The following is an 18,728-nucleotide window of genomic DNA, read 5'->3' on the forward strand; positions in this document are numbered from 1 at the left end:
GCGTCAGCGGCCCAGCAGCTTCTTGATTCGCTTCGTGTCGGCCTTGGCCACCACGACCGTGCCGGTCATCCGGCGGGTCACCTTGGAGGACTTGCCCTCCAGCAGGTGGCGCTTACCGGCCTGCTCGGCAATGATCTTGCCCTTGCCGGTGACCCGCACCCGCTTGCCCATGCCGGTGTGGCTCTTCATCTTCGGCACTTCGAACGCCTCTACTCTCTGAAAACTGTCACTCGCCGCCGGGGGCGGCGGCCGTCTCGGCCGCCGGCGCCTCGGCGCCTTCCGCGCCACGCGGGGCCTTGGCGGCCACCGCGGCCGCCTTGGTCGCCCGGTGCGGCGCCAGAACCATGATCATGTTGCGGCCGTCGAGCTTCGGCTGCGCTTCCACGAAGCCAAGCTCGGAGATCTCCTCGCTCAGGCGGCGCAGCAGGCGCGCGCCCAGCTCGGGGCGGCTCTGCTCACGACCACGGAACATGATCGTGACCTTGACCTTGTCGCCCGCCTTGAGGAACCGCACCACGTGACCCTTCTTGGTCTCGTAGTCGTGCGGGTCGATCTTCGGCCGGAGCTTCATCTCCTTGATGACCGTCTGCTGCTGGTTCCGCCGCGCTTCGCGCGCCTTCAGTGCGCTCTCGTACTTGAACTTGCCGAAGTCCATGAGCTTGCACACCGGCGGGCGCGCCATCGGCGCAACCTCGACCAGGTCCAGGTCGACGTCCGCTGCCAGCTGGAGGGCGCGCTCCAGCGGGACGATGCCCACCTGCTCACCCTCGGGGCCGACCAGTCGGACCTCACGTGCCCGGATCTGTTCGTTCACGCGTGGTTCGACGCTGATGGGGCCTCCTCTAGCCGTGTTGCCGATTGTCGGTCGACCCCGTCACCCGCGGATGTGCGGGCGACCGGGAAAGCAGAAGGCCCCGGCGCATGCCAGGGCCCGCTCGACCGGTCATCGGCGCCCACGACGGGACGCACAGCCCCTCGCGGGGCTTGACCGGACCCGTCCACTCGAGGTGGCGCCGGGTGGGAGCGAGGGCTCCTCTTTCGCGCCGCGCACAGGGCGCGGCGTGGTCGACAACGGGAAGCCTACCAGGTAGGACACCGGACGGCGAAACGGGTCACCGGTGCCCCGCCCGGGCCACCACCCCGGCCGCTCCCCCGCCGCGGCGCGACGGCTCCGCGACCGCGATCATGCGCCCGCCGCGGCGGAACTCGATGGCGGTGGCCGCGCCCAGCTCGGCGGTGTCCGCCGCGCGGAACCGGTGCCCGAGGGCCTCCAGCTGCGGGCCGTACCGGGCGCGGAACGCCGCCTCGGTCTCGATCTCGGCGCTGTTGCGCTGCGACGCGCGCGGCGCCGCCATCGCCTCCGGCAGGCTCATGCCCAGCTCGTAGCGGTTGACCAGCAGCTGCAGCACGGTGGTGATGATGGTGGCGCCGCCGGGCGAGCCCAGCGCCAGCACCGGGCGCCCGTCGCGCAGGACGATCGTCGGCGACATCGAGCTGCGCGGGCGCTTGCCGGGGCCGGGCAGGTTCGGGTCGGCCGCGGTGCCCTGGGTCGGGGCGAAGTTGAAGTCGGTCAGCTCGTTGTTGAGCAGGAAGCCGCGGCCGGGCACCACCATCGCGTTGCCGCCGGTGGCCTCGATGGTGAACGTGTACTCGACGACGTTGCCCCAGCGGTCGGCGACGGTGAGGTTGGTGGTGCTCGTGCCCCTGTCGGGCGCCGCGGTGGGCGCCGCGCCGGCCGGGCACTGGGCGTAGCGGCCGTCGGGCACGCCGGGCGCGACCGGCTTGGGCAGGGCGCGGTCGCCGACCAGGCAGGCGCGCTCGCGGGCGAAGCCCTCACTGGCCAGCTCGCGCAGGACCCGGCGCGGGGTGTCGTCGCCGACGTAGCGGTTGCGGTCGGCGAAGGCGAGCGCGCTGGCCTCCAGGTAGCGGTGCAGCACCGGGCCGTCGGCCTTCTCGATGATGTTCAGCGCCTCGCTGACGGCGGTGCCGCCGCTGGACGGGGCGGCCATGCCGTAGACCTGCATGCCGCGGTACTCGCTGCGGGTCGGCGCGGGCAGCCGCACCCGGTAGCGCGCCAGGTCGCCGACGGTCAGAGCGCCGGGGCGGATCGGGTACGCCCAGTCCGGGGTGGACTCGGCCGGCGGCCGCTGGACGGTGCGCACGATGTCGGCGGCCACCGAGCCGCGGTAGAACACGTCGACGCCGCGCCGGGCGATGAGCCGGTAGGTGTCCGCCAGGTCGGGGTTGCGCTGGACGCTGCCGACCGCGGGCGGGGCGCCGCCCGGCAGGTACAGCTCGGCGGTGGCCGGGAACTGCGCGAACGCGGCGGCGTTGGCGGCCACCTGCGAGCGGAACGTGGCGTCGACGGTGAAGCCGCGGTCGGCGACGTCGGCGGCGGGGCGCAGCAGGCTCGACAGGGGCCGGCTGCCCCACCGGGCCAGGGCGGCGCGCCAGGTCTGCAGGGTGCCGGGCACGCCGACGGACAGGCCGCTGAACCGGGCCTCGTCGAACGCGTACGGCCGCCCGGTGGCCGGGTCGACGAACAGGGTGCTGGTGGCGGCGGCGGGCGCGGCCTCGCGGCCGTCGATCGTCTCCACCCGGCGGGTGCCGGCGTCGTAGTACACGAAGAAGCCGCCGCCGCCGATGCCGGCGGAGAACGGCTCGGTGACGCCGAGGGTGGCGGCCGCGGCGATCGCGGCGTCGACGGCGTTGCCGCCGCGGCGCAGCACGTCCAGCCCGACGGCGGTGGCCGTGGCGTCGACGGTGCTGACGGCGCCGCCGTAGCCGGCGGCGACCCACGCCGGCGTGGCGCGGTCGGCCTGCGCCGGGACGGCGGGGGCGAGCGTGAGGGCCAGCGTGGCGGTGGCGGCCAGCGCGGTCGGACGGCGGTGCCGCATGACGCCTCCCGGGGGCGGTCGGGGGAAACGCGTCAAGCCTTCCGAAACAGCGCGAAGATCACAAGCTGGCAGCGTGTGCTCACGCAGCGTCGACGGACGCCCGGTGCAGCTCGCGCAGCGCCCGGACGCCGTCGACGGCGTACTGCTTGTCGGTGGCCTGCAGGGCGTGCACCGGCACCGTCTCGTCGTCGGCGAGCTCCAGCATCGCCCACGGCGAGTGCCGGTCGAACCGCACGCCGCGCACGACCGCCCACGGCAGCTGGTAGCCGCCGACGACGTTGCGCACCCGGATGCCCTGGGCGTCCGCCCACACCCGCGGCCGGGTGAAGACCAGCACGGCCAGGCCGCCCAGCACGCCGAGGCCGATCATCGCGCCCTGGTCGCCGGGCCGGAACTGGCCGAACCCGCCGCCGGTGGGGCCGGTCAGGCCGAAGCTGATGAACGTGAACAGCGCGACGATCGCGGCCGCGGCCACCCAGCACACGTAACGGATCTTGCGGGGGCGCAGCTCGACGGGGGCCATGGGACGCAGTCTAGAGCCGGCAGTTGTGGATGTCGGTGACGAGGATGGCGCGGGCGCCCAGGTCGTACAGCTCGTCCATGACGCGGTGCACGTCGGCGCGCAGCACCATCGCCTGCACCGCCACCCAGCCCTCGCGGTGCAGCGGCGACACCGTCGGCGACTCGATGCCCGGGGTGAGCGCGGTGGCCTGGTCGAGCAGGTCGGCGCGCACGTCGTAGGCGAGCATCACGTAGCGCCGGGCGACGAGCACCCCGTTGAGCCGGCGCAGCAGCTGGGCGGCCTGCCGGCTGCCCAGGTCGACGTCGGGCTCGCGGCCGATGAGGATGGCCGACGAGCGCATCAGCGGCTCGCCGACCGTGACCAGCCCGGCCTGGCGCAGGGTGGCGCCGGTCTCGACCACGTCGGCGATGACGTCGGCGACGCCGAGCCGGACCGCGTTCTCCACGGCGCCGTCGAGGCGCACCACCTCGGCCTTGACGCCGGCCTCGGCGAGGTAGCGCTCGACCACCCCGGGGTACGCGGTGGCGATGCGCCGGCCCGCCACGTCGGCGACCGCACCGATAGCCTCGGGCCGGGCGGCCCACCGGAACGTGGCGCCGCCGAAGCCGAGGTCGAGCAGCTCGTGCGCGGGCGAGCCGGAGTCGACCAGCAGGTCACGGCCGGTGATGCCCAGGTCGAGGTCGCCGGACGCGACGTAGGTGGCGATGTCGCGCGGGCGCAGGTAGAAGAACTCGACGTCGTTGACCTCGTCCGCGCAGGCGAGATCCTTGGCGTCGGTGCGCTGCCGGTAACCGGCGTCGCGCAGCATCTGGGAGGCGGGCTGGGACAGGGTGCCCTTGTTGGGCACGGCAATGCGGAGCATGCGACTTCCTCAATCTCGTGACGGGGACAGCGGGCCACCGTCAGAGATGTCGGTACACGTCCTTCAGCTCCAGCCCGGTCGCCAGCATGAGGCACTGGGCCTGGTAGAGCAGCTGGGAGATCTCCTCGGCCGCCCGCTCGGGGCCCTCGTGCTCCGCCGCCATCCAGGACTCGGCCGCCTCCTCGACGACCTTCTTGCCGATGAAATGCACGCCGCGGTCCAGGGCGGCGACGGTGCCGGACCCGGGGGCCCGCTCCGCCGCCTTCGCCTGCAACTCGGCGAACAACTCCTCGAAGGTCTTCACGGACAGCGATCCTGCCAGCCCGGCGCCCGTCGATGCACGCCGGGAGACGGACGTCTCACGCCTTGGCGAACCCGGTGGTGGCCTTCGGCGCGGAGATCGACCGCAGGGTGAGCGCCGCGTCGAGCACCGCCACGGTCGTCTGCCAGCCCTTGTCCTCGACCGAGTCCTCCAGGCCGGCCCGGTCGCGGGCCTGGCCGAGCGACTCGACGGTGAGCACGCCATGCCCGATCGGGGTGCCCTCGTCGAGCGCCACCCGGGTGAGCCCGGCGGTGACGGCGTCGCAGACGTAGTCGAAGTGCGCGGTCTCGCCGCGGATGACCACGCCGAGCGCGACGACGGCGTCGTGGCGGCGGGCCAGGGCCTGCGCGACGACGGGCAGCTCCACCGAGCCGGCGACGCGGTGCACCTCGACGGCGGTGACCCCGCACGCCTTGGCCGCCTCGCGGGCCCGCTCGACCATGTGGTCGACGAGCTCGGCGTGCCAGCGGGAGCCGACGATCGCGACGGTCAGCCCGCCCGCGTCGACGGTGGTCAGGTGCGGATCTCCGAAACCGGCCATGTGCGTTCCTCTCAGGCCTCGGCGACTTCGCCGAGCTCGTCGAACAGGTGACCCATTCTGTCCCGCTTCGTGCGCAGATAGTGCACGTTCTCGGGGTGCGGCCGCACCGGCAGCACCTCGCGGCCGGTGATCTGCAGGCCGTAGCCCTCCAGCCCGGCCCGCTTGGCGGGGTTGTTGGTGAGCAGCCGCATGGACCGCACGCCCAGCTCGTAGAGGATCTGCGCGCCGGTGCCGTAGTCGCGGGCGTCGGCGGGCAGGCCCAGCTCCAGGTTCGCGTCGACGGTGTCCAGGCCGCGGTCCTGCAGCTGGTACGCCTGCAGCTTGTGCAGCAGCCCGATTCCGCGCCCCTCGTGACCGCGCATGTACAGCACGACGCCGCGGCCCTCGGCGGCCACCCGGTCGAGGGCGGCGTCGAGCTGCGGGCCGCAGTCGCAGCGCAGCGAGCCCAGCACGTCGCCGGTGAGGCACTCGGAGTGGACCCGCACCAGCACGTCCTCGCCGTCGCCCAGGTCGCCGTGCACCAGGGCGACGTGCTCGGCGCCGTCGGTGAGCGCCCGGTAGCCGACCGCCCGGAACTCGCCGTGCGAGGTGGGCAGCCGCACCTCCACCACGCGCTCCACCTGCTGCTCGTGCCGCCGCCGGTACGCGATGAGGTCGGCGATGCTGATCAGCGCCAGGTCGTGGGTCTCGGCGAACCGCTCCAGGTCGGGCAGCCGCATCATCGTGCCGTCGTCGTTGACCAGCTCGCACAGCACGCCGGCGGGCCGGGCCCCGGCGAGCACGGCCAGGTCGATGGCGGCCTCGGTGTGCCCGGCGCGGCGCAGCACCCCGCCCGGCCGGGCCCGCAGCGGCACCACGTGCCCGGGGCGGGACAGGTCGGACGGCTGGGTGGCCGCGTCGGCGAGCAGGCGGATCGTGTGCGCCCGGTCGGCGGCGGAGATGCCCGTGCTGACGCCGGTGCGGGCGTCCACCGTCACCGTGTACGCGGTGCCGCGCGCGTCCTGGTTGGTGTGGTGCTGCGGCGGCAGGTCGAGGCGGTCGGCCTCCTGCTCGGGCAGCGGCACGCAGACGTAGCCGGAGGTGTAGCGCACCATGAACGCCAGCAGCTCCTGCGTCGCGAACTCCGCCGCGAAGATCAGGTCGCCCTCGTTCTCCCGGTCCTCGTCGTCGACGACCACCACGGGCCGGCCGGCGGCGATGTCCTTGACCGCGCGCTCGATGTCACTGAACATCAGGACCTCCCGACGAGGAGCTTCTCGACGTACTTGGCGACGACGTCGACTTCCAGGTTCACCGGGTCGCCGACCTGCTTGGCGCCCAGCACGGTGAGCTTGAGGGTGGTCGGGATGAGCCCGACCGAGAACGTGTCGCCGGTGACCGCCATGACGGTGAGCGAGACGCCGTCGACGGTGATGGAGCCCTTCTCGACCACGTAGCGGGCCAGCTCGCCGGGCAGCGCGAAGGTCAGCGTCTCCCAGGCCTTGGCGGGCTCGCGGGACAGGATGCGCCCGACGCCGTCGACGTGGCCCTGCACCAGGTGCCCGCCGAGGCGGGTCTGCAGCGTCGCGGCGCGTTCCAGGTTGACCGGGCTGCCCGGCCGCAGCGCGCCGAGAGACGAGCGGCGCAGCGTCTCGCCCATCACGTCGGCGGTGAAGCCGTTCTCGTCGTGGTCGACGACGGTGAGACAGACGCCGTTGACCGCGATGGAGTCGCCGTGCCGGGCGCCGGCGGCCACGAGCGGGCCGCGGACGGCGAGGACGACCGAGTCGCCGCCGGCGTCGGTGACGGCGGCGACCTCCCCGAGCTCCTCGACGATGCCGGTGAACATGGTCAGCCCTCCCTTTTCTGGCGGACGAGCGCGGTGAACCGCAGGTCGGGGCCGACCCGCGTGACGTCGGTCAGGTCGAGGCCGATCGCCTCGGCGATGGTGGGCACGCCCGCGCCGGTCAGCGCGGCCCGGCCGGCGCCGAGCAGCTTCGGCGCCACGTAGCCGACGACCTCGTCGACGAGGCCCGCGGCCAGGAAGCCGCCGGCCAGGGTGGGGCCGCCCTCGAGGAGGGCGACGCGCACCCCGCGGGCGTACAGCCCGGCGGCGAGCGCGGCCAGGTCGACCCGGCCGTCGGCGCCGGTGCCCAGCTCCGCGCCGGTGGCCACCCAGGTGGGCGCGGCGCCGTCGCGGACGCGGGCGCCGGCCGGGGTGCGCCCGGCGGTGTCGGCGACCACCCGCAGCGGCTGGCGGGGCACGGCCGCCCCGGCGGCGCCGCGGACGGTGAGCTGCGGGTCGTCGGCGAGCACGGTGCCGGCCCCGGCGATGATCGCGTCGGCGGTGCCGCGCAGCGCGTGCACGTCGGCGCGCGCCTCCGGCGAGGTGATCCACTTGCTGGTGCCGTCGGCGGCGGCGGAGCGGCCGTCCAGCGTGGCCGCGTACTTCCAGATCACCCACGGGCGGCGCCGGCGCACCGCGGTCAGCCAGTGCAGGTTGCCGGCCTCGGCCTCCTCCTGGCGCACCCCCGACTCGACCCGCACTCCGGCGGCGCGCAGGGTGGCGATGCCGCCGGCCGCCTCCGGGTTCGGGTCGTCGACGGCGATCACCACGCGGGTGACGCCGGCCGCGACGAGCGCCAGCGAGCAGGGCCCGGTGCGCCCGACGTGGTTGCAGGGCTCCAGGGTGACCACGCAGGTGCCGCCGCGGGCCCGCTCGCCGGCCTCGGCCAGCGCCGCGATCTCCGCGTGCGGGCCGCCGGCCACCTCGTGCCAGCCCTCGCCGACGACCTCGCCGGCGGCGTCGAGGATGACGCAGCCGACCACGGGGTTGGGGTGCGTGCGCCCCGCCCCGCGCAGGGCGAGCTCGATCGCGCGATCCATCGCGCGGTCCTCGAGCGGTGTCGCCATGCCTCGTGCCTTTCCCGTGCGGCGTGCGGTCACGCGCGGGAAGGCGGAGAAAGGACACGGAAACGGACATCAGGGGACGACAGGGTCGCCCCTGGACCCGCCCACGGCACGAGGCCGCGACGGGGTCCGTCCGCGCGCTGTCTCCCATCCGGACTGTCTGACCGGGCGACGTGGTCGCCCGCTCAACCGTCGGCCCCGGAGTCTCACCAGGTCCACCGGGCGTCAGGTTCGACGACCGGGTCGCGGGCTTACCTCTGCTTGCGCGGAGGATCACCGCCGGTTCGGAATTTCACCGAGTCCCGCCAGCGCGTGGTGGGTCACCTGCCAGTCTGGCACGCAATCGTGAACACACCAGCGGTAGAGACCTGGGTCACACCGTGGTCACAACTCCGCCGAGTCGGACCTGCGGCGGTCGATCGCCACGTACGAGCCGGGCTGGCTCTTGGCGACCTTCTTCATCTCGGAGGCCACCGCGACCACCTCCCGGGGGTCGCTGAACGTACGCCCGGTGGCCGTCGACTGGGCCACCCCGATCGACAGCGTGACCAGCTGCGCCTTGTGCTTGTTGCCGCGCCGGTCGGGCACCAGGATGTAGCCGCGCCGGCCGTCCTCCGGGTCGTACAGCTGGTCGGCGGCGCGCTCGAAGTCGACCACCGCCCGCTGGGTCAGCGGCAGCACCTGGTCGGGGGTGCAGATGAACACGAAGTCGTCGCCGCCGATGTGGCCGAGGAAGATCGGCGGCAGGCCGGACGCGCTGACCGCACGGTGCAGGCAACGGGCCAGCGAGGTGATGAAGTCGTCGCCGCGGTCGAAGCCGTACACGTCGTTGACGCTCTTGAACCGGTCGATGTCGATGTAGCCGACCGCGTAGTCGGCCCCGGCGCGCATCCGCTCGGCGATCTCGCGCCGGACCCGGGCGTTGCCGGGCAGCCCGGTCAGCGGCGACACCTCCCGGAACTCCTTGTTGCGGCGCAGCGTCGAGACCACCCGGGCGATCAGCTCGGCGGTGTCGAACGGCTTGACCAGGTAGTCGTCGACGCCCGCGGTGAGCCCGACGACCTTGTCGACGGTCATCCCCCGCGCGGTCAGCATGATCACCGGCAGGGCGGAGGTGAGCGGCTGGGCGCGCAGCTTGCGGGTCAGCTCGACGCCGTCCATGCGCGGCATCATCCAGTCGACGACCGCCAGGTCGGGACGGCGCTGCTCGATGGCCTCCAGCGCCTCCTCGCCGTCGCGGGCGCTCATCACCTCGAAGCCCTGGACCTTGAGGTTGAACTCGACGAACCGGGCGATGTCCTCGTCGTCGTCGACGACCAGGATCAGGTCGGGCTTGTCGGCGTCGTCGGTGCTCATCGGGCCCCGGCCGCCAGGGCGCGCAGCCGGCGCACCGCCTCGGCGGGGTCGTCCGCGCCGTAGACCGCGGTGCCCGCCACGAACGCGTCGGCGCCCGCGGCGGCGGCCTGCTCGATGGTATCGGCGGCGATCCCGCCGTCCACCTCCAGCCGGATCTCCAGGCCGTCGCGGCCGATCCGCTCGCGCACCGCCCGCACCTTCGACAGGGTCTCCGGCAGGAACTTCTGGCCGCCGAACCCGGCCTTGATCGTCATGATCAGCACCGTGTCGAGGTGCGGCAGCAGGTCCAGGTACGGGGTCACGTCGGTGTCGCGGTCGATCGCCAGGCCCGCCTTGGACCCGGCGGCGCGCAGGTCCTTGGCCAGCGCGACCGGGTCGTCGCAGGCCTCGGCGTGAAACGTCACGTTGTACGCCCCCGCCTCCGCGTAGCCCGGCGCCCACCGCTGCGGGTCGTCGATCATCAGGTGCACGTCGAACGGGATCTCCGTGGCCTTGCGCAGGCTCTGCACCACCGGCAGGCCGATGGTGAGGTTGGGCACGAAGTGGTTGTCCATGACGTCCACGTGCACCCAGTCGGCCGCGCCCTCGATCGCGCGCACCTCCTCGGCGAGGTGCGCGAAGTCGGCGGCGAGGATGCTCGGGGCGATGATCGGCGCTCGGTCCACGGCGTCAGTCTACGAGCGCCGCCAACCGATCGGGACTGCCCCGCGCACCGGTCCGGAACCGGTTGTTGGCGTGGCGGCGGCCCCATCCGCCGCCACGCCGATCCCATCCGGCGGGGGCTGGGGGTGGCACCTCCCCCGGCCCTGCCGTTCCCCCACACACCCGGGGTCGTGGCACCCATCCTGCGCCGGCCGCCGGTCCCGAAGCGGCGGCGCTGAACACCGCTGAACAGGACGGGGCCGCGACGGGGCCGCGCGGTCACCCGGGCGTGTCGTAAGCTTCGGCGCCGGTCGATCGGGCGCGGGGGACGCGCCGGTCCGCCGGGGGTCTGGGGAGGCACGACGATGCGACGGTGGCCGGCCGCGCCGATGATGATCATGCTGGTGCTGGGGGTCGCCGCGTGCGCGCCGCCGCCCGCCGGCACCGACGGCGCCGTCACCGACGACTGGCCCGCCCTGCCGGCCGCGACGGCGTTCGTGCCCGCCGCCAGCACCTGCCACGAGTCGATCGAGGCCACCGGCGCCCTGGCCGACTACGCGCCGGTCGACTGCTCCGCCACCCACCGCACCGAGACGTTCCACGTCGGCACCTACACCGGCCGGGCCGCCGCCGCGGCCACCACCCCCGCCGACGGCGCCGGGCCCGCCTACGGCGACTGCGCGAAGCGGGCGTCCGGCTACGTCGGCGGCGAGTGGCGCAGCGCCCCGCTCGCCGTGCACGTCACCGTGCCGCCGGATGCGGCGTGGGAGGCGGGTGCCCGGTGGTACCGCTGCGAGCTCACCCTGCGCAACCCCGACGACGGCGAGGCCGTGTACCGCGCCGCCAGCCTGCGGGGCGCGCTGGCGTCCGTGGCGTTCGGCTGCCACCGGCCGGACGCCGACGAGGACATCCTCGGGCCCCGGCTGGACTGCACGAAGGCGCACACCGCGGAGTACGCCGGCGTGTGGACCGCCCGGGCGGGCACCACCTGGGAACGCGTCTGGACGGACGAGGCCGCGATGCAGAACGGCTGCCACACCGCCATCGCCCGGTTCGCGAAGGTGCCTGACGACGACTACATGCGCTACCGCACCGGCTGGTACACGATCATGCCGTTGCGGCAGCAGTGGGAGCAGGGCGAGCGCGGTGTGCGCTGCTTCCTGTGGCTCGACGGCGAGCGGCTGACCCGGTCCATGCGCGGCGCGGGAACCCGGGGCCTGCCGCTCAACTAGGGCGTCAGCTGGTGCGCCGCAGCGCCGCCAGGAACATCGCGTCCGTGCCGTGCCGGTGCGGCCACAGCTGCACCGTCGGCCCGCTGCCCAGGCCCGGCATGCCCGCGGGCAGCAGGGTGCGGGCGTCCACGAAGTCGACGCCGAGGTCGCTGCGCCGGGCCGCCTCCGTGACCGTCACCTGGGTCTCCACCGTGTGCGGCGAGCACGTCACGTACGCCACCACGCCGCCCGGGCGCACCGCGCGCAGCGCCGCCCCCAGCAGCTCGCGCTGCAGCCGGGTCAGCGGCGGCAGGTCCGACGGCCGGCGCCGCCAGCGCGCCTCCGGCCGGCGGCGCAGCGAGCCCAGCCCGGTGCACGGGGCGTCCACCAGCACCCGGTCGAAGCCGCCCGCGGGCAGCCGCGGGTCGTCGCCGACCAGCCGGCCGTCCATCGCGTGCACCGTCACCGGCAGGTTCGCCACCGAGCGCTCGACCAGGCGGGCCCGGTGCTCGGCCACCTCGACGGCGGTCACCCGGGCGCCGCGCTGGGCGGCGAACGCGCCCAGCAGGCCCGCCTTGCCGCCGGGGCCGGCGCACAGGTCGAGCCAGCGCGAGTCCTCGCCCTCGACCTCGGCCGCCACCAGGGCGGACGCCACCAGCTGCGAGCCCTCGTCCTGCACGTGGGCGCGGCCCTCCGCCAGCGCCAGCACGTCGCCGGGGGCGCCGCCGGGCAGGTAGACCGCGTACGGGGAGAACGCGCCGGGCGCGCCGCCCACCTCGTCGGCCAGCTCCGCCGGGTCGATCAGGCCGGGCCGCGCGCACAGGTGCACCGGCGGCGGCTGGTTGTCCTCGACCAGCAGGCGGGCCGTCTCGGCCAGGTCGCCGCCGAGCGCCTCGGAGAACGCCCGCACGATCCACGCCGGGTGCTGGTGGACCAGCGCCAGGTGAGCGACCGGGTCGGCCTCGTAGTCCGGGGCCAGCCGGGTCAGCCACGCGTCCAGGTCGGTGCCCGCGATCTCGCGCATGACCGCGTTCGCGAAGCCGGCGGCGCCCGGCGCGACCGCGCGCACCAGGTCGACCGTCGAGTTGACCGCGGCGTGCGCCGGCACCCGCGTGTGCAGCAGCTGGTAGGCGCCCAGCCGCAGCGCGTCGCGGGCCGGCGGGTCGATGCGGGCCACCTCGCGCCCGGCCGCCGCCGCGATGATCGCGTCGAGCGTGCCGGTGGCGCGCAGCGTGCCGTACGTCAGCTCGGTGGCGAACGCGGCGTCGCGCCCGCCCAGCCGCATGTCGCGCAGGATCTGCGGCAGCACCAGGTTGGCGTACGCGTCGTCGCGGTGCGTCGCCGCGATCGCCTCGTACGCCGCCTGCCGGGCCGGGTCCGACGGCGGGCGGCCGGCCCGCGGCGCCCGTCCCCCCCGGCCGTCGCGGTCCTGCCCGCGGCCCGCGCCGGGGCCGCCGGGGCGCCGCGGCGCCGGGTTGTGGGGGCGCGACGCCCGGTGATCCGTCATGCGAGCCGCTCCCCGGCGTCGATGCGCAGGCCACGCGCCCAGTCGGTGGCGGCCATCGGCTTCTTGCCCGCGGCGCGGACCTCTCCCAGCGCGACCGGCGTGGTCGCCGTGCCGGCCAGCACCTGGTGCCGCTCGACCAGCAGGTCGCCCGGCTCCAGCTGCGGCGCGTTCGCGACCGGCCGCACCGGTCCCAGCTTGATCCGGTCGCCGCGGAACGTCGTCCACGCGCCCGGCGCCGGGGTGCACGCGCGGATGCGCCGGTCGACCGCGAACGACGGGTCGGTCCAGCGCACCTGCGCGTCCTCGACGGTGATCTTCGGCGCGTGCGAGACGCCGTCGGCGGGCTGCGGCTCGGCGCGCACGGTGCCCGCCTCGATCGCGTCGAGCACCGCCACCAGCAGCCCGGCGCCGGACACGGCCAGCCGGTCGAGCAGGTCGCCGGACGTGTCGGTGGGCCGGATGTCCTCGGTCAGCGTGCCGAACACCGGGCCGGTGTCCAGGCCCTCCTCCAGCTGGAACACGCTCGCGCCGGTGACCTCGTCGCCGTGCAGGACGGCGTGCTGCACCGGGGCCGCGCCGCGCCACGCGGGCAGCAGCGAGAAGTGCAGGTTGACCCAGCCGTGCTTCGGGATCTCCAGCGCCGCGGGCGGCACCAGCGCCCCGTACGCGACCACCGGCACGCAGTCGGGCGCCAGCTCGCGCAGCCGGTCGAGGAACTCCGGCTCGCGCGGCCGCTGCGGCGTCAGCACCTCGATGCCGCGCTCGTCGGCCCACGCCGCGGCGGGCGAGCGGACCAGCCGCCGGCCCCGCCCGGCCGGGGCGTCCGGCCGGGACACCACCGCGACCAGCTCGTGGCGGGACGCGGCGAGCGCGTCGAGGGCGGGCAGGACCACGCCCGGCGTGCCGGCGAAGATCAGGCGCACCGGGTCACCGGCCCTTGCCGAACAGCGAGCCGAACGAGTGCGGGCTCGCCTTGACCACGGGCGGGGCGCCCGCGTCGTACCACTCGGCCTGCCGGATCTCCTTCATCGCCGCCTTGCGCGCCTGCGGGTCGAGCCGGTCCACGAACAGCACCCCGTCGAGGTGGTCGGTCTCGTGCTGCACGCAGCGCGCCATCAGCCCGGTGCCGACGAGCTGGATGGGGTCGCCGTGCTCGGTGAAGCCCTTCGCCACCACGTTCTGCCGCCGCTTGGTGTCGAAGTACAGCCCGGGGATGGACAGGCAGCCCTCGGGCCCGTCCTGCTCCTCGTCGTCCGGGAAGTGCAGCACCGGGTTGACGATGTGGCCGACCACGTCGTCGACGTCGAACGCGAACACCCGCAGCCCGACCCCGAGCTGCGGCGCGGCGAGGCCGGCCCCGCCCTCGTCGCGCATGGTCTCGATGAGGTCGGCGACGAGCTTGCGCAGCTCGGCGTCGAAGTCGACGACCGGGTCGGCGGGCGTGCGCAGCACGGGGTCGCCGAACAGGCGGATGGGCTGGACGGTCACGCGGGCTCCCTCGACGACGGCTCGACCGACCAGTCTACGGAGCCGCTACGGAGTCACCGTGACCGGCAGCGACGCGTACCCGCGCAGGGTCAGCCGGGACCGCCGGGCCGCCGGTCCGGCCCGCCGCGGCCGCCGCCGGGCCAGCGCCGGCAGCGCCAGCTGCGCCTCCAGCCGGGCCAGCGGGGCGCCCAGGCAGTAGTGGGCGCCCGCCCCGAACGTGATCGGCGTGTTCTGCGCCCGGGCCGGGTCGAACGCGGCCGGGCCGGCGAACCGCGCCGGGTCCCGGTTCGCCGCGCCCAGCAGCAGCACCACCTGCGACCCGGCCCGCACCGGCACGCCCGCCACCACCGTGTCGCGCAGCGGGATCCGGTCGGTCAGCTGCACCGGGGCGTCCCAGCGCAGCACCTCCTCCACGAACGGCTCCGCGAACGCCTCGTCGTCCGCCAGCCGCCGCGCCAGCTCCGGCCGGTCCAGCAGCACCGCCGTGCCGTTGCCGAGCAGGTTCGCCGTCGTCTCGAACCCGGCCACCAGCAGCAGCATCAGGTTGCCCAGCAGCTCGTCGCCGGTCAGCCGGTCGCCGCCCGCGTCGTACGCCTGCGTCAGCGCGCTCACCAGGTCGTCGCCCGGCTCGGCGCGGCGGCGCGCCGCCAGGTCGGCCAGGTACGCGGCCACCTCCTTGCCCGCCGCGTGCGCCCGCTCCGCCTGGTCCTGCGACACCACCAGCTCCAGCACCGCGGTGAGGTCCACCGCGAGGCGGCGGAACCGGGCGCGGTCGGACGCGGGCACGCCGAGCAGCGCGCAGATCACCGCCACGGGCAGCGGGTACGCCAGCTCCTCCATCACGTCCGCCTCCGGCGGCAGCGCGTCCACCAGCTCCGCCACCTGCCCCGCCACCGTGTCCCGCAGCCGCCCCACCCGGCGCGCCGTGAACACGCCCGCCGCCAGCCGCCGCATCCGGGTGTGCGCCGGCGGGTTGGAGCGCAGCATCGACGTCACGAACAGCGACACCGCCCGGTTGTGCCGCCACTCCGGCCACCGGCCGTCCATGCCGGCGGCGTCGGGCACGCCCAGCGCCGGGTCGCGCAGCGCCGCGTCCACCGCCTCGTAGCCCACCACCAGGTGCAGCGTCTCGCCGAGGGACACCACCGGCCCGTACGGCCGCAGCGCCTCGTACAGCGGGTACGGGTCGCCGGCGCCCTCGGGCGACAGCAGCGCGGTGACGGCGTCCATCGGGTCCATCCGTCCATGTTGGCCCATGGCCGCCGCCCGTTCACCCGGCGTGTCTAGCGTCCGGCCCATGCGACGTCTCGCCACCCTCAGCGCCCTCGCGCTGCTCGCCACCGCGGCCGCGGCCGTGCCCGCCGCCACCGCCACCGCCACCGCCGGCCGGCCGGTCCTCACCGGGTTCGCCGGCCTGCCCGCGCTGACCTTCGTGCCCGGCAGCGAGCCCGCCGGCGCCGCCCTGGGCACCGCCCCGGTCAACGGCATCGCCGCGCCCTGGGCCGACCAGCCCGTGCAGGGCTTCTCCGGCGTCCTGCGCGCCGGCGGCGGCACCTACGAGGTGCTCAGCGACAACGGCTTCGGCAACCGGGCCAACAGCGCCGACTTCCTGCTGCGCATCCACCGCATCGCGCCGGTGCCGCGCACCGGGGCCGTCGACGTGCTCGGCGGCATCAACCTGACCGACCCGGCCGGGCACGTGCCGTTCCCGCTGACCCGGGCCGACCGGGTGCTCACCGGCGCCGACTTCGACGTGGAGTCGATCGTCCGGGACCGCGACGGTTCGTACTGGATCGGCGACGAGTTCGGCCCGTGGCTGCTGCACGCCGACCGGGCCGGCCGGTTGCTCGCCCCGCCGGTGGCGCTGCCCGGCGTGCGCGCCCCGGAGAACCCGGCCGGGTCGCCGAACCTGGGCGGCAGCAAGGGTTTCGAGGGCATGGCCGCCTCCCCCGACGGGCGCTTCCTCTACCCGCTGCTGGAGGGCACCGTCGCCGGTGACACCCCGGGCGACCTGCGGTTCAGCGAGTTCTCGACGCGCACCGGCGGCTACACCGGCACGCAGTTCGTCTACCGCCTCGACAACCCGGCGCACGCCATCGGCGACGCGATCGCCCTGGACGCCCACCGGTTCCTGGTCATCGAGCGCGACAACAACCAGGGCGACGCGGCCGCGGTCAAGCGCCTGTACGTGGCCGACCGGCGCGACCGCGACGGCGACGGCGTGCTCGACAAGACCCTCGTGCTGGACCTGCTCGACATCGCCGACCCGAAGCGGCTGGGCGGCCCCGGCCCGACGTTCCGGTTCCCGTTCGTGACGATCGAGTCGGTCGTGCTGCTCGACGACCGCACCGTGGCGGTCCTCAACGACAACAACTTCCCCGGCTCGTCGGGCCGCACCGCGGGCGTGGCCGACGACAACGAGTTCATCACCGTCCGGCTGCCCCGCTCGCTGCGCCCGGACCCGCGCGTCCTGCGCTGACCGCCGTCGCCCGGCCCCGGGGTGCCGTCGTCCCGGGGCCACCCGCGTCACACCGCGCAGAGCATCCTAGGACAATAGGCGCCTAGAACAGGTCCGCCGGGTCGATCTGGACCCGCACCGGGTGCGGCGCCTTGCGGGCCGACCGGGCCGCCGACGCCGCGTGCAGGTTGCGCGCCAGCTCGGCGAGGTCGCCCCGCGGCACCCGGACCAGCATCCGCTCGTCGTCGCCGCCCGCCGGCACCGGGCCCAGCACGTCGGCCCGCTCGGGCAGCTTCAGCTCGGCGAGCAGCTCGGCCACCGCCTCCGGCTTCCCGGTCAGGCTGGCCATCCGGGCCGCGGGCGGGAAGCCCAGCTCGCGCCGCTCGGCCAGCTCGCGGCCGGCGTGCCACGCCGGGTCCCAGCGCAGCAGCGCCTGCACCACCGGCAGCGACCCGTCGGCCACCACCACGACCCGGCCGCCCGGCCGGGCCAGCGCCGCCGCGGCCGTCCACCGCCGCAGGGTCTCCTCCGCCGCGCGCAGGTCCGCGCGGGTCAGCAGCGCCCACGTGTCGAGCAGCAGCACCGCGCCGTAGCCGGGCGACGCCGCCGGCTCGGCGCCCGGCGTCGCCACCACGACCGCCGCCTCGGCCCCGACCGTGTCGAGCACCTCGTCGCGGCCCGACGTGCGCACCGGCACGCCCGGGAACGCCCGCCCCAGCTCCTCCGCGGTGCGCCGGGCCCCGGTCACGGCCGCGCGCAGCCGCCGCCCGCCGCAGTGCGGGCACGCGAAGCCGGCGCTGACCCGGCCGCACCACCGGCACGCGGGCACCGCCCGCGACGCACTCAGCTGCAGCGGCCCGGCGCAGTGCGGGCACCGGGCGGGCGCGCGGCAGTCGCCGCACGACACCGACGGCAGGTAGCCGCGGCGGGGCACCTGCACCAGCACCGCCGCGCCGTCCTTCAGCGCCTCGCGGGCCGCCTGCCAGGCCAGGCTGGGCAGCCGGGCCGTCGCGGCCGCCGGGTCGCGGGCGAGCTGCGGGTCGTCGCCCGTCGGGGTGACGACGGGGGCTCGGGTGCGCAGGGTGGCCCGGTCGGGCACGATCTCGCGCGCCCAGCCGGTCTCGGCCAGCAGCTGGCCCTCGCCGGTGCGGGTCCAGCCGCCGACCAGCGCCGCCGCGTCGCCGAGCCGGGCCCGGGTGAGCAGCACGTCGCGGGCGTGCGGGTACGGCGCGCGCGGCTCGGCGTGCAGGTCGTCGCCGTCGTCCCAGATGCCGACCAGGCCGAGCCGGGGCACCGGCGCGAACATAGCCGCCCGGGTGCCGGCCACCACCGCGACCCGCCCGCGGCTGGCCGCGAGGAACCGGCGGTAGCGCTCCGACGGGCCGAGCGCCGCGCTGAGCGCCACGTGCCGCCCGGGGCCGAGCGCCGCGGCCAGCGCCCGGTCGAGCCGGTCGAGGTCGCGCGCGTCGGCCACCACGAACACGGCCCCGCGGCCACTGCGGACGGTCTCGGCCGCCGCCTCCGCGTAGCGGGCCGGCCAGTCCTCCCCCGGCATCGCCGACCACACCGCGCGCGGGGGCCGCCCGTCGGCCAGCGCCCGCAGGAACGCCGCGCCCGCCGGGTAGCGCCCCCACCCGGCCGGGTCGACCGGCGGGACCTCCGGGGCGCCGGCGTCGTCGTCCGCCGCGGTCGGCTCCGCCTCGACGCGGGCGTGCCGCGGCGGCACGGCCAGCCGCAGCACGTCGGACAGGTTGCCCGCGTAGCGGTCGGCGACCGCGCGGGCCAGGGTGATCAGCTCCGGCGTCAGCACCCGCTCCGGCGAGACGACCTTCTCCAGCCAGGCCAGCCGGTCGTGGTCGGAGGTCTCGGCGCGGTCCAGCACCCAGCCGTCGGCGACCTTGCCGGCGAACCGCACCTTGACCCGCACCCCGGGCTGGGCCGCCTCGTCGAGCTCGGCGGGCACCCGGTAGTCGAACGGCCGGTCGAGGTGGGCGAGCCCCATGTCGACGCAGACGCGCGCGACGGACAGCCG

The 18,728-nt window shown here is 75.6% G+C and carries 19 protein-coding genes and 1 riboswitch; of the genes, 2 read left to right on the plus strand and 17 right to left on the minus strand.

The features are described 5' to 3' along the window. Nucleotides 1–3 precede the first annotated feature (3 nt). The 12 genes from rpmI to rpe form a co-directional block, all read right to left on the minus strand. Nucleotides 4–198, minus strand: a complete 195-nt coding sequence (gene rpmI, locus Sya03_RS21975; protein ID WP_203940262.1) for a 50S ribosomal protein L35 — start codon at nucleotides 196–198, stop codon at nucleotides 4–6. Between the two features lie 28 nt (nucleotides 199–226). After that, nucleotides 227–814, minus strand: coding sequence for a translation initiation factor IF-3 (gene infC, locus Sya03_RS21980; RefSeq protein WP_203940263.1), 588 nt, complete (start codon nucleotides 812–814; stop codon nucleotides 227–229). A 298-nt stretch (nucleotides 815–1,112) separates the two neighbouring features. Beyond that, on the minus strand, nucleotides 1,113–2,897 hold the full coding sequence (gene ggt / locus Sya03_RS21985) for a gamma-glutamyltransferase (protein ID WP_203940264.1): 1,785 nt from the start codon (nucleotides 2,895–2,897) through the stop codon (nucleotides 1,113–1,115). 79 nt (nucleotides 2,898–2,976) lie between these two features. Continuing rightward, nucleotides 2,977–3,420: a PH domain-containing protein gene (locus tag Sya03_RS21990; protein WP_203940265.1), complete on the minus strand. Its 444-nt coding sequence runs from the start codon at nucleotides 3,418–3,420 to the stop codon at nucleotides 2,977–2,979. Nucleotides 3,421–3,430: 10 nt separating this feature from the next. After that, entirely contained in the window at nucleotides 3,431–4,282 is an 852-nt protein-coding gene (hisG, locus tag Sya03_RS21995; protein WP_203940266.1) for an ATP phosphoribosyltransferase, read from the minus strand. A 40-nt stretch (nucleotides 4,283–4,322) separates the two neighbouring features. Further along, entirely contained in the window at nucleotides 4,323–4,586 is a 264-nt protein-coding gene (locus tag Sya03_RS22000) for a phosphoribosyl-ATP diphosphatase (RefSeq protein ID WP_203940267.1), read from the minus strand. 55 nt (nucleotides 4,587–4,641) lie between these two features. After that, the gene (gene ribH / locus Sya03_RS22005; RefSeq protein WP_203940268.1) at nucleotides 4,642–5,145 is read right to left on the minus strand and encodes a 6,7-dimethyl-8-ribityllumazine synthase; all 504 of its coding nucleotides are present in this window, start codon (nucleotides 5,143–5,145) and stop codon (nucleotides 4,642–4,644) included. Between the two features lie 11 nt (nucleotides 5,146–5,156). Continuing rightward, nucleotides 5,157–6,377, minus strand: coding sequence for a bifunctional 3,4-dihydroxy-2-butanone-4-phosphate synthase/GTP cyclohydrolase II (locus tag Sya03_RS22010; RefSeq protein WP_203940269.1), 1,221 nt, complete (start codon nucleotides 6,375–6,377; stop codon nucleotides 5,157–5,159). After that, nucleotides 6,377–6,973: a riboflavin synthase gene (locus Sya03_RS22015; RefSeq protein ID WP_203940270.1), complete on the minus strand. Its 597-nt coding sequence runs from the start codon at nucleotides 6,971–6,973 to the stop codon at nucleotides 6,377–6,379. The genes Sya03_RS22010 and Sya03_RS22015 overlap by 1 nt, the downstream gene beginning before the upstream one ends. A 2-nt stretch (nucleotides 6,974–6,975) precedes the next feature. Beyond that, a complete protein-coding gene (ribD, locus tag Sya03_RS22020; protein ID WP_203940271.1) occupies nucleotides 6,976–8,037 on the minus strand; it encodes a bifunctional diaminohydroxyphosphoribosylaminopyrimidine deaminase/5-amino-6-(5-phosphoribosylamino)uracil reductase RibD in 1,062 nt (353 codons plus the stop codon). A gap of 132 nt (nucleotides 8,038–8,169) precedes the next feature. After that, a riboswitch (FMN riboswitch) is annotated at nucleotides 8,170–8,348 on the minus strand. 70 nt (nucleotides 8,349–8,418) lie between these two features. Next, nucleotides 8,419–9,390 carry a GGDEF domain-containing response regulator gene (locus tag Sya03_RS22025; RefSeq protein WP_203940272.1) on the minus strand — a complete coding sequence of 324 codons (972 nt, stop codon included), beginning with the start codon at nucleotides 9,388–9,390 and terminating at the stop codon, nucleotides 8,419–8,421. Next, on the minus strand, nucleotides 9,387–10,055 hold the full coding sequence (rpe, locus tag Sya03_RS22030; protein ID WP_203940273.1) for a ribulose-phosphate 3-epimerase: 669 nt from the start codon (nucleotides 10,053–10,055) through the stop codon (nucleotides 9,387–9,389). The genes Sya03_RS22025 and rpe overlap by 4 nt, the downstream gene beginning before the upstream one ends. A gap of 342 nt (nucleotides 10,056–10,397) precedes the next feature. Between rpe and Sya03_RS22035 the strand changes: the two genes are divergently transcribed. Beyond that, complete coding sequence (locus Sya03_RS22035; RefSeq protein ID WP_203940274.1) at nucleotides 10,398–11,264, plus strand: septum formation family protein; 867 nt, start codon at nucleotides 10,398–10,400, stop codon at nucleotides 11,262–11,264. 4 nt (nucleotides 11,265–11,268) lie between these two features. Here Sya03_RS22035 and Sya03_RS22040 read toward each other — a convergent pair whose 3' ends face one another. The 4 genes from Sya03_RS22040 to Sya03_RS22055 are packed head-to-tail and all read right to left on the minus strand — an operon-like array spanning nucleotide 11,269 to nucleotide 15,477. Beyond that, on the minus strand, nucleotides 11,269–12,750 hold the full coding sequence (locus Sya03_RS22040; RefSeq protein ID WP_203940275.1) for an RsmB/NOP family class I SAM-dependent RNA methyltransferase: 1,482 nt from the start codon (nucleotides 12,748–12,750) through the stop codon (nucleotides 11,269–11,271). Next, nucleotides 12,747–13,673, minus strand: a complete 927-nt coding sequence (gene fmt / locus Sya03_RS22045) for a methionyl-tRNA formyltransferase (RefSeq protein ID WP_203940276.1) — start codon at nucleotides 13,671–13,673, stop codon at nucleotides 12,747–12,749. The genes Sya03_RS22040 and fmt overlap by 4 nt, the downstream gene beginning before the upstream one ends. Before the next feature lie 4 nt (nucleotides 13,674–13,677). Beyond that, on the minus strand, nucleotides 13,678–14,238 hold the full coding sequence (gene def / locus Sya03_RS22050) for a peptide deformylase (RefSeq protein WP_203940277.1): 561 nt from the start codon (nucleotides 14,236–14,238) through the stop codon (nucleotides 13,678–13,680). A gap of 45 nt (nucleotides 14,239–14,283) precedes the next feature. Next, nucleotides 14,284–15,477, minus strand: coding sequence for a cytochrome P450 (locus Sya03_RS22055; protein ID WP_203940278.1), 1,194 nt, complete (start codon nucleotides 15,475–15,477; stop codon nucleotides 14,284–14,286). 58 nt (nucleotides 15,478–15,535) lie between these two features. Between Sya03_RS22055 and Sya03_RS22060 the strand changes: the two genes are divergently transcribed. Then, nucleotides 15,536–16,717, plus strand: coding sequence for an esterase-like activity of phytase family protein (locus Sya03_RS22060; RefSeq protein WP_203940279.1), 1,182 nt, complete (start codon nucleotides 15,536–15,538; stop codon nucleotides 16,715–16,717). Nucleotides 16,718–16,799: 82 nt separating this feature from the next. On the opposite strand, the gene Sya03_RS22065 is transcribed toward Sya03_RS22060, so the two are convergent. Continuing rightward, nucleotides 16,800–18,725, minus strand: coding sequence for a primosomal protein N' (locus tag Sya03_RS22065; protein WP_486387573.1), 1,926 nt, complete (start codon nucleotides 18,723–18,725; stop codon nucleotides 16,800–16,802). Nucleotides 18,726–18,728: the final 3 nt, after the last annotated feature.

This window comes from Spirilliplanes yamanashiensis (genome assembly GCF_016863475.1).
Classification (GTDB): Bacteria; Actinomycetota; Actinomycetes; order Mycobacteriales; family Micromonosporaceae; genus Spirilliplanes; species Spirilliplanes yamanashiensis.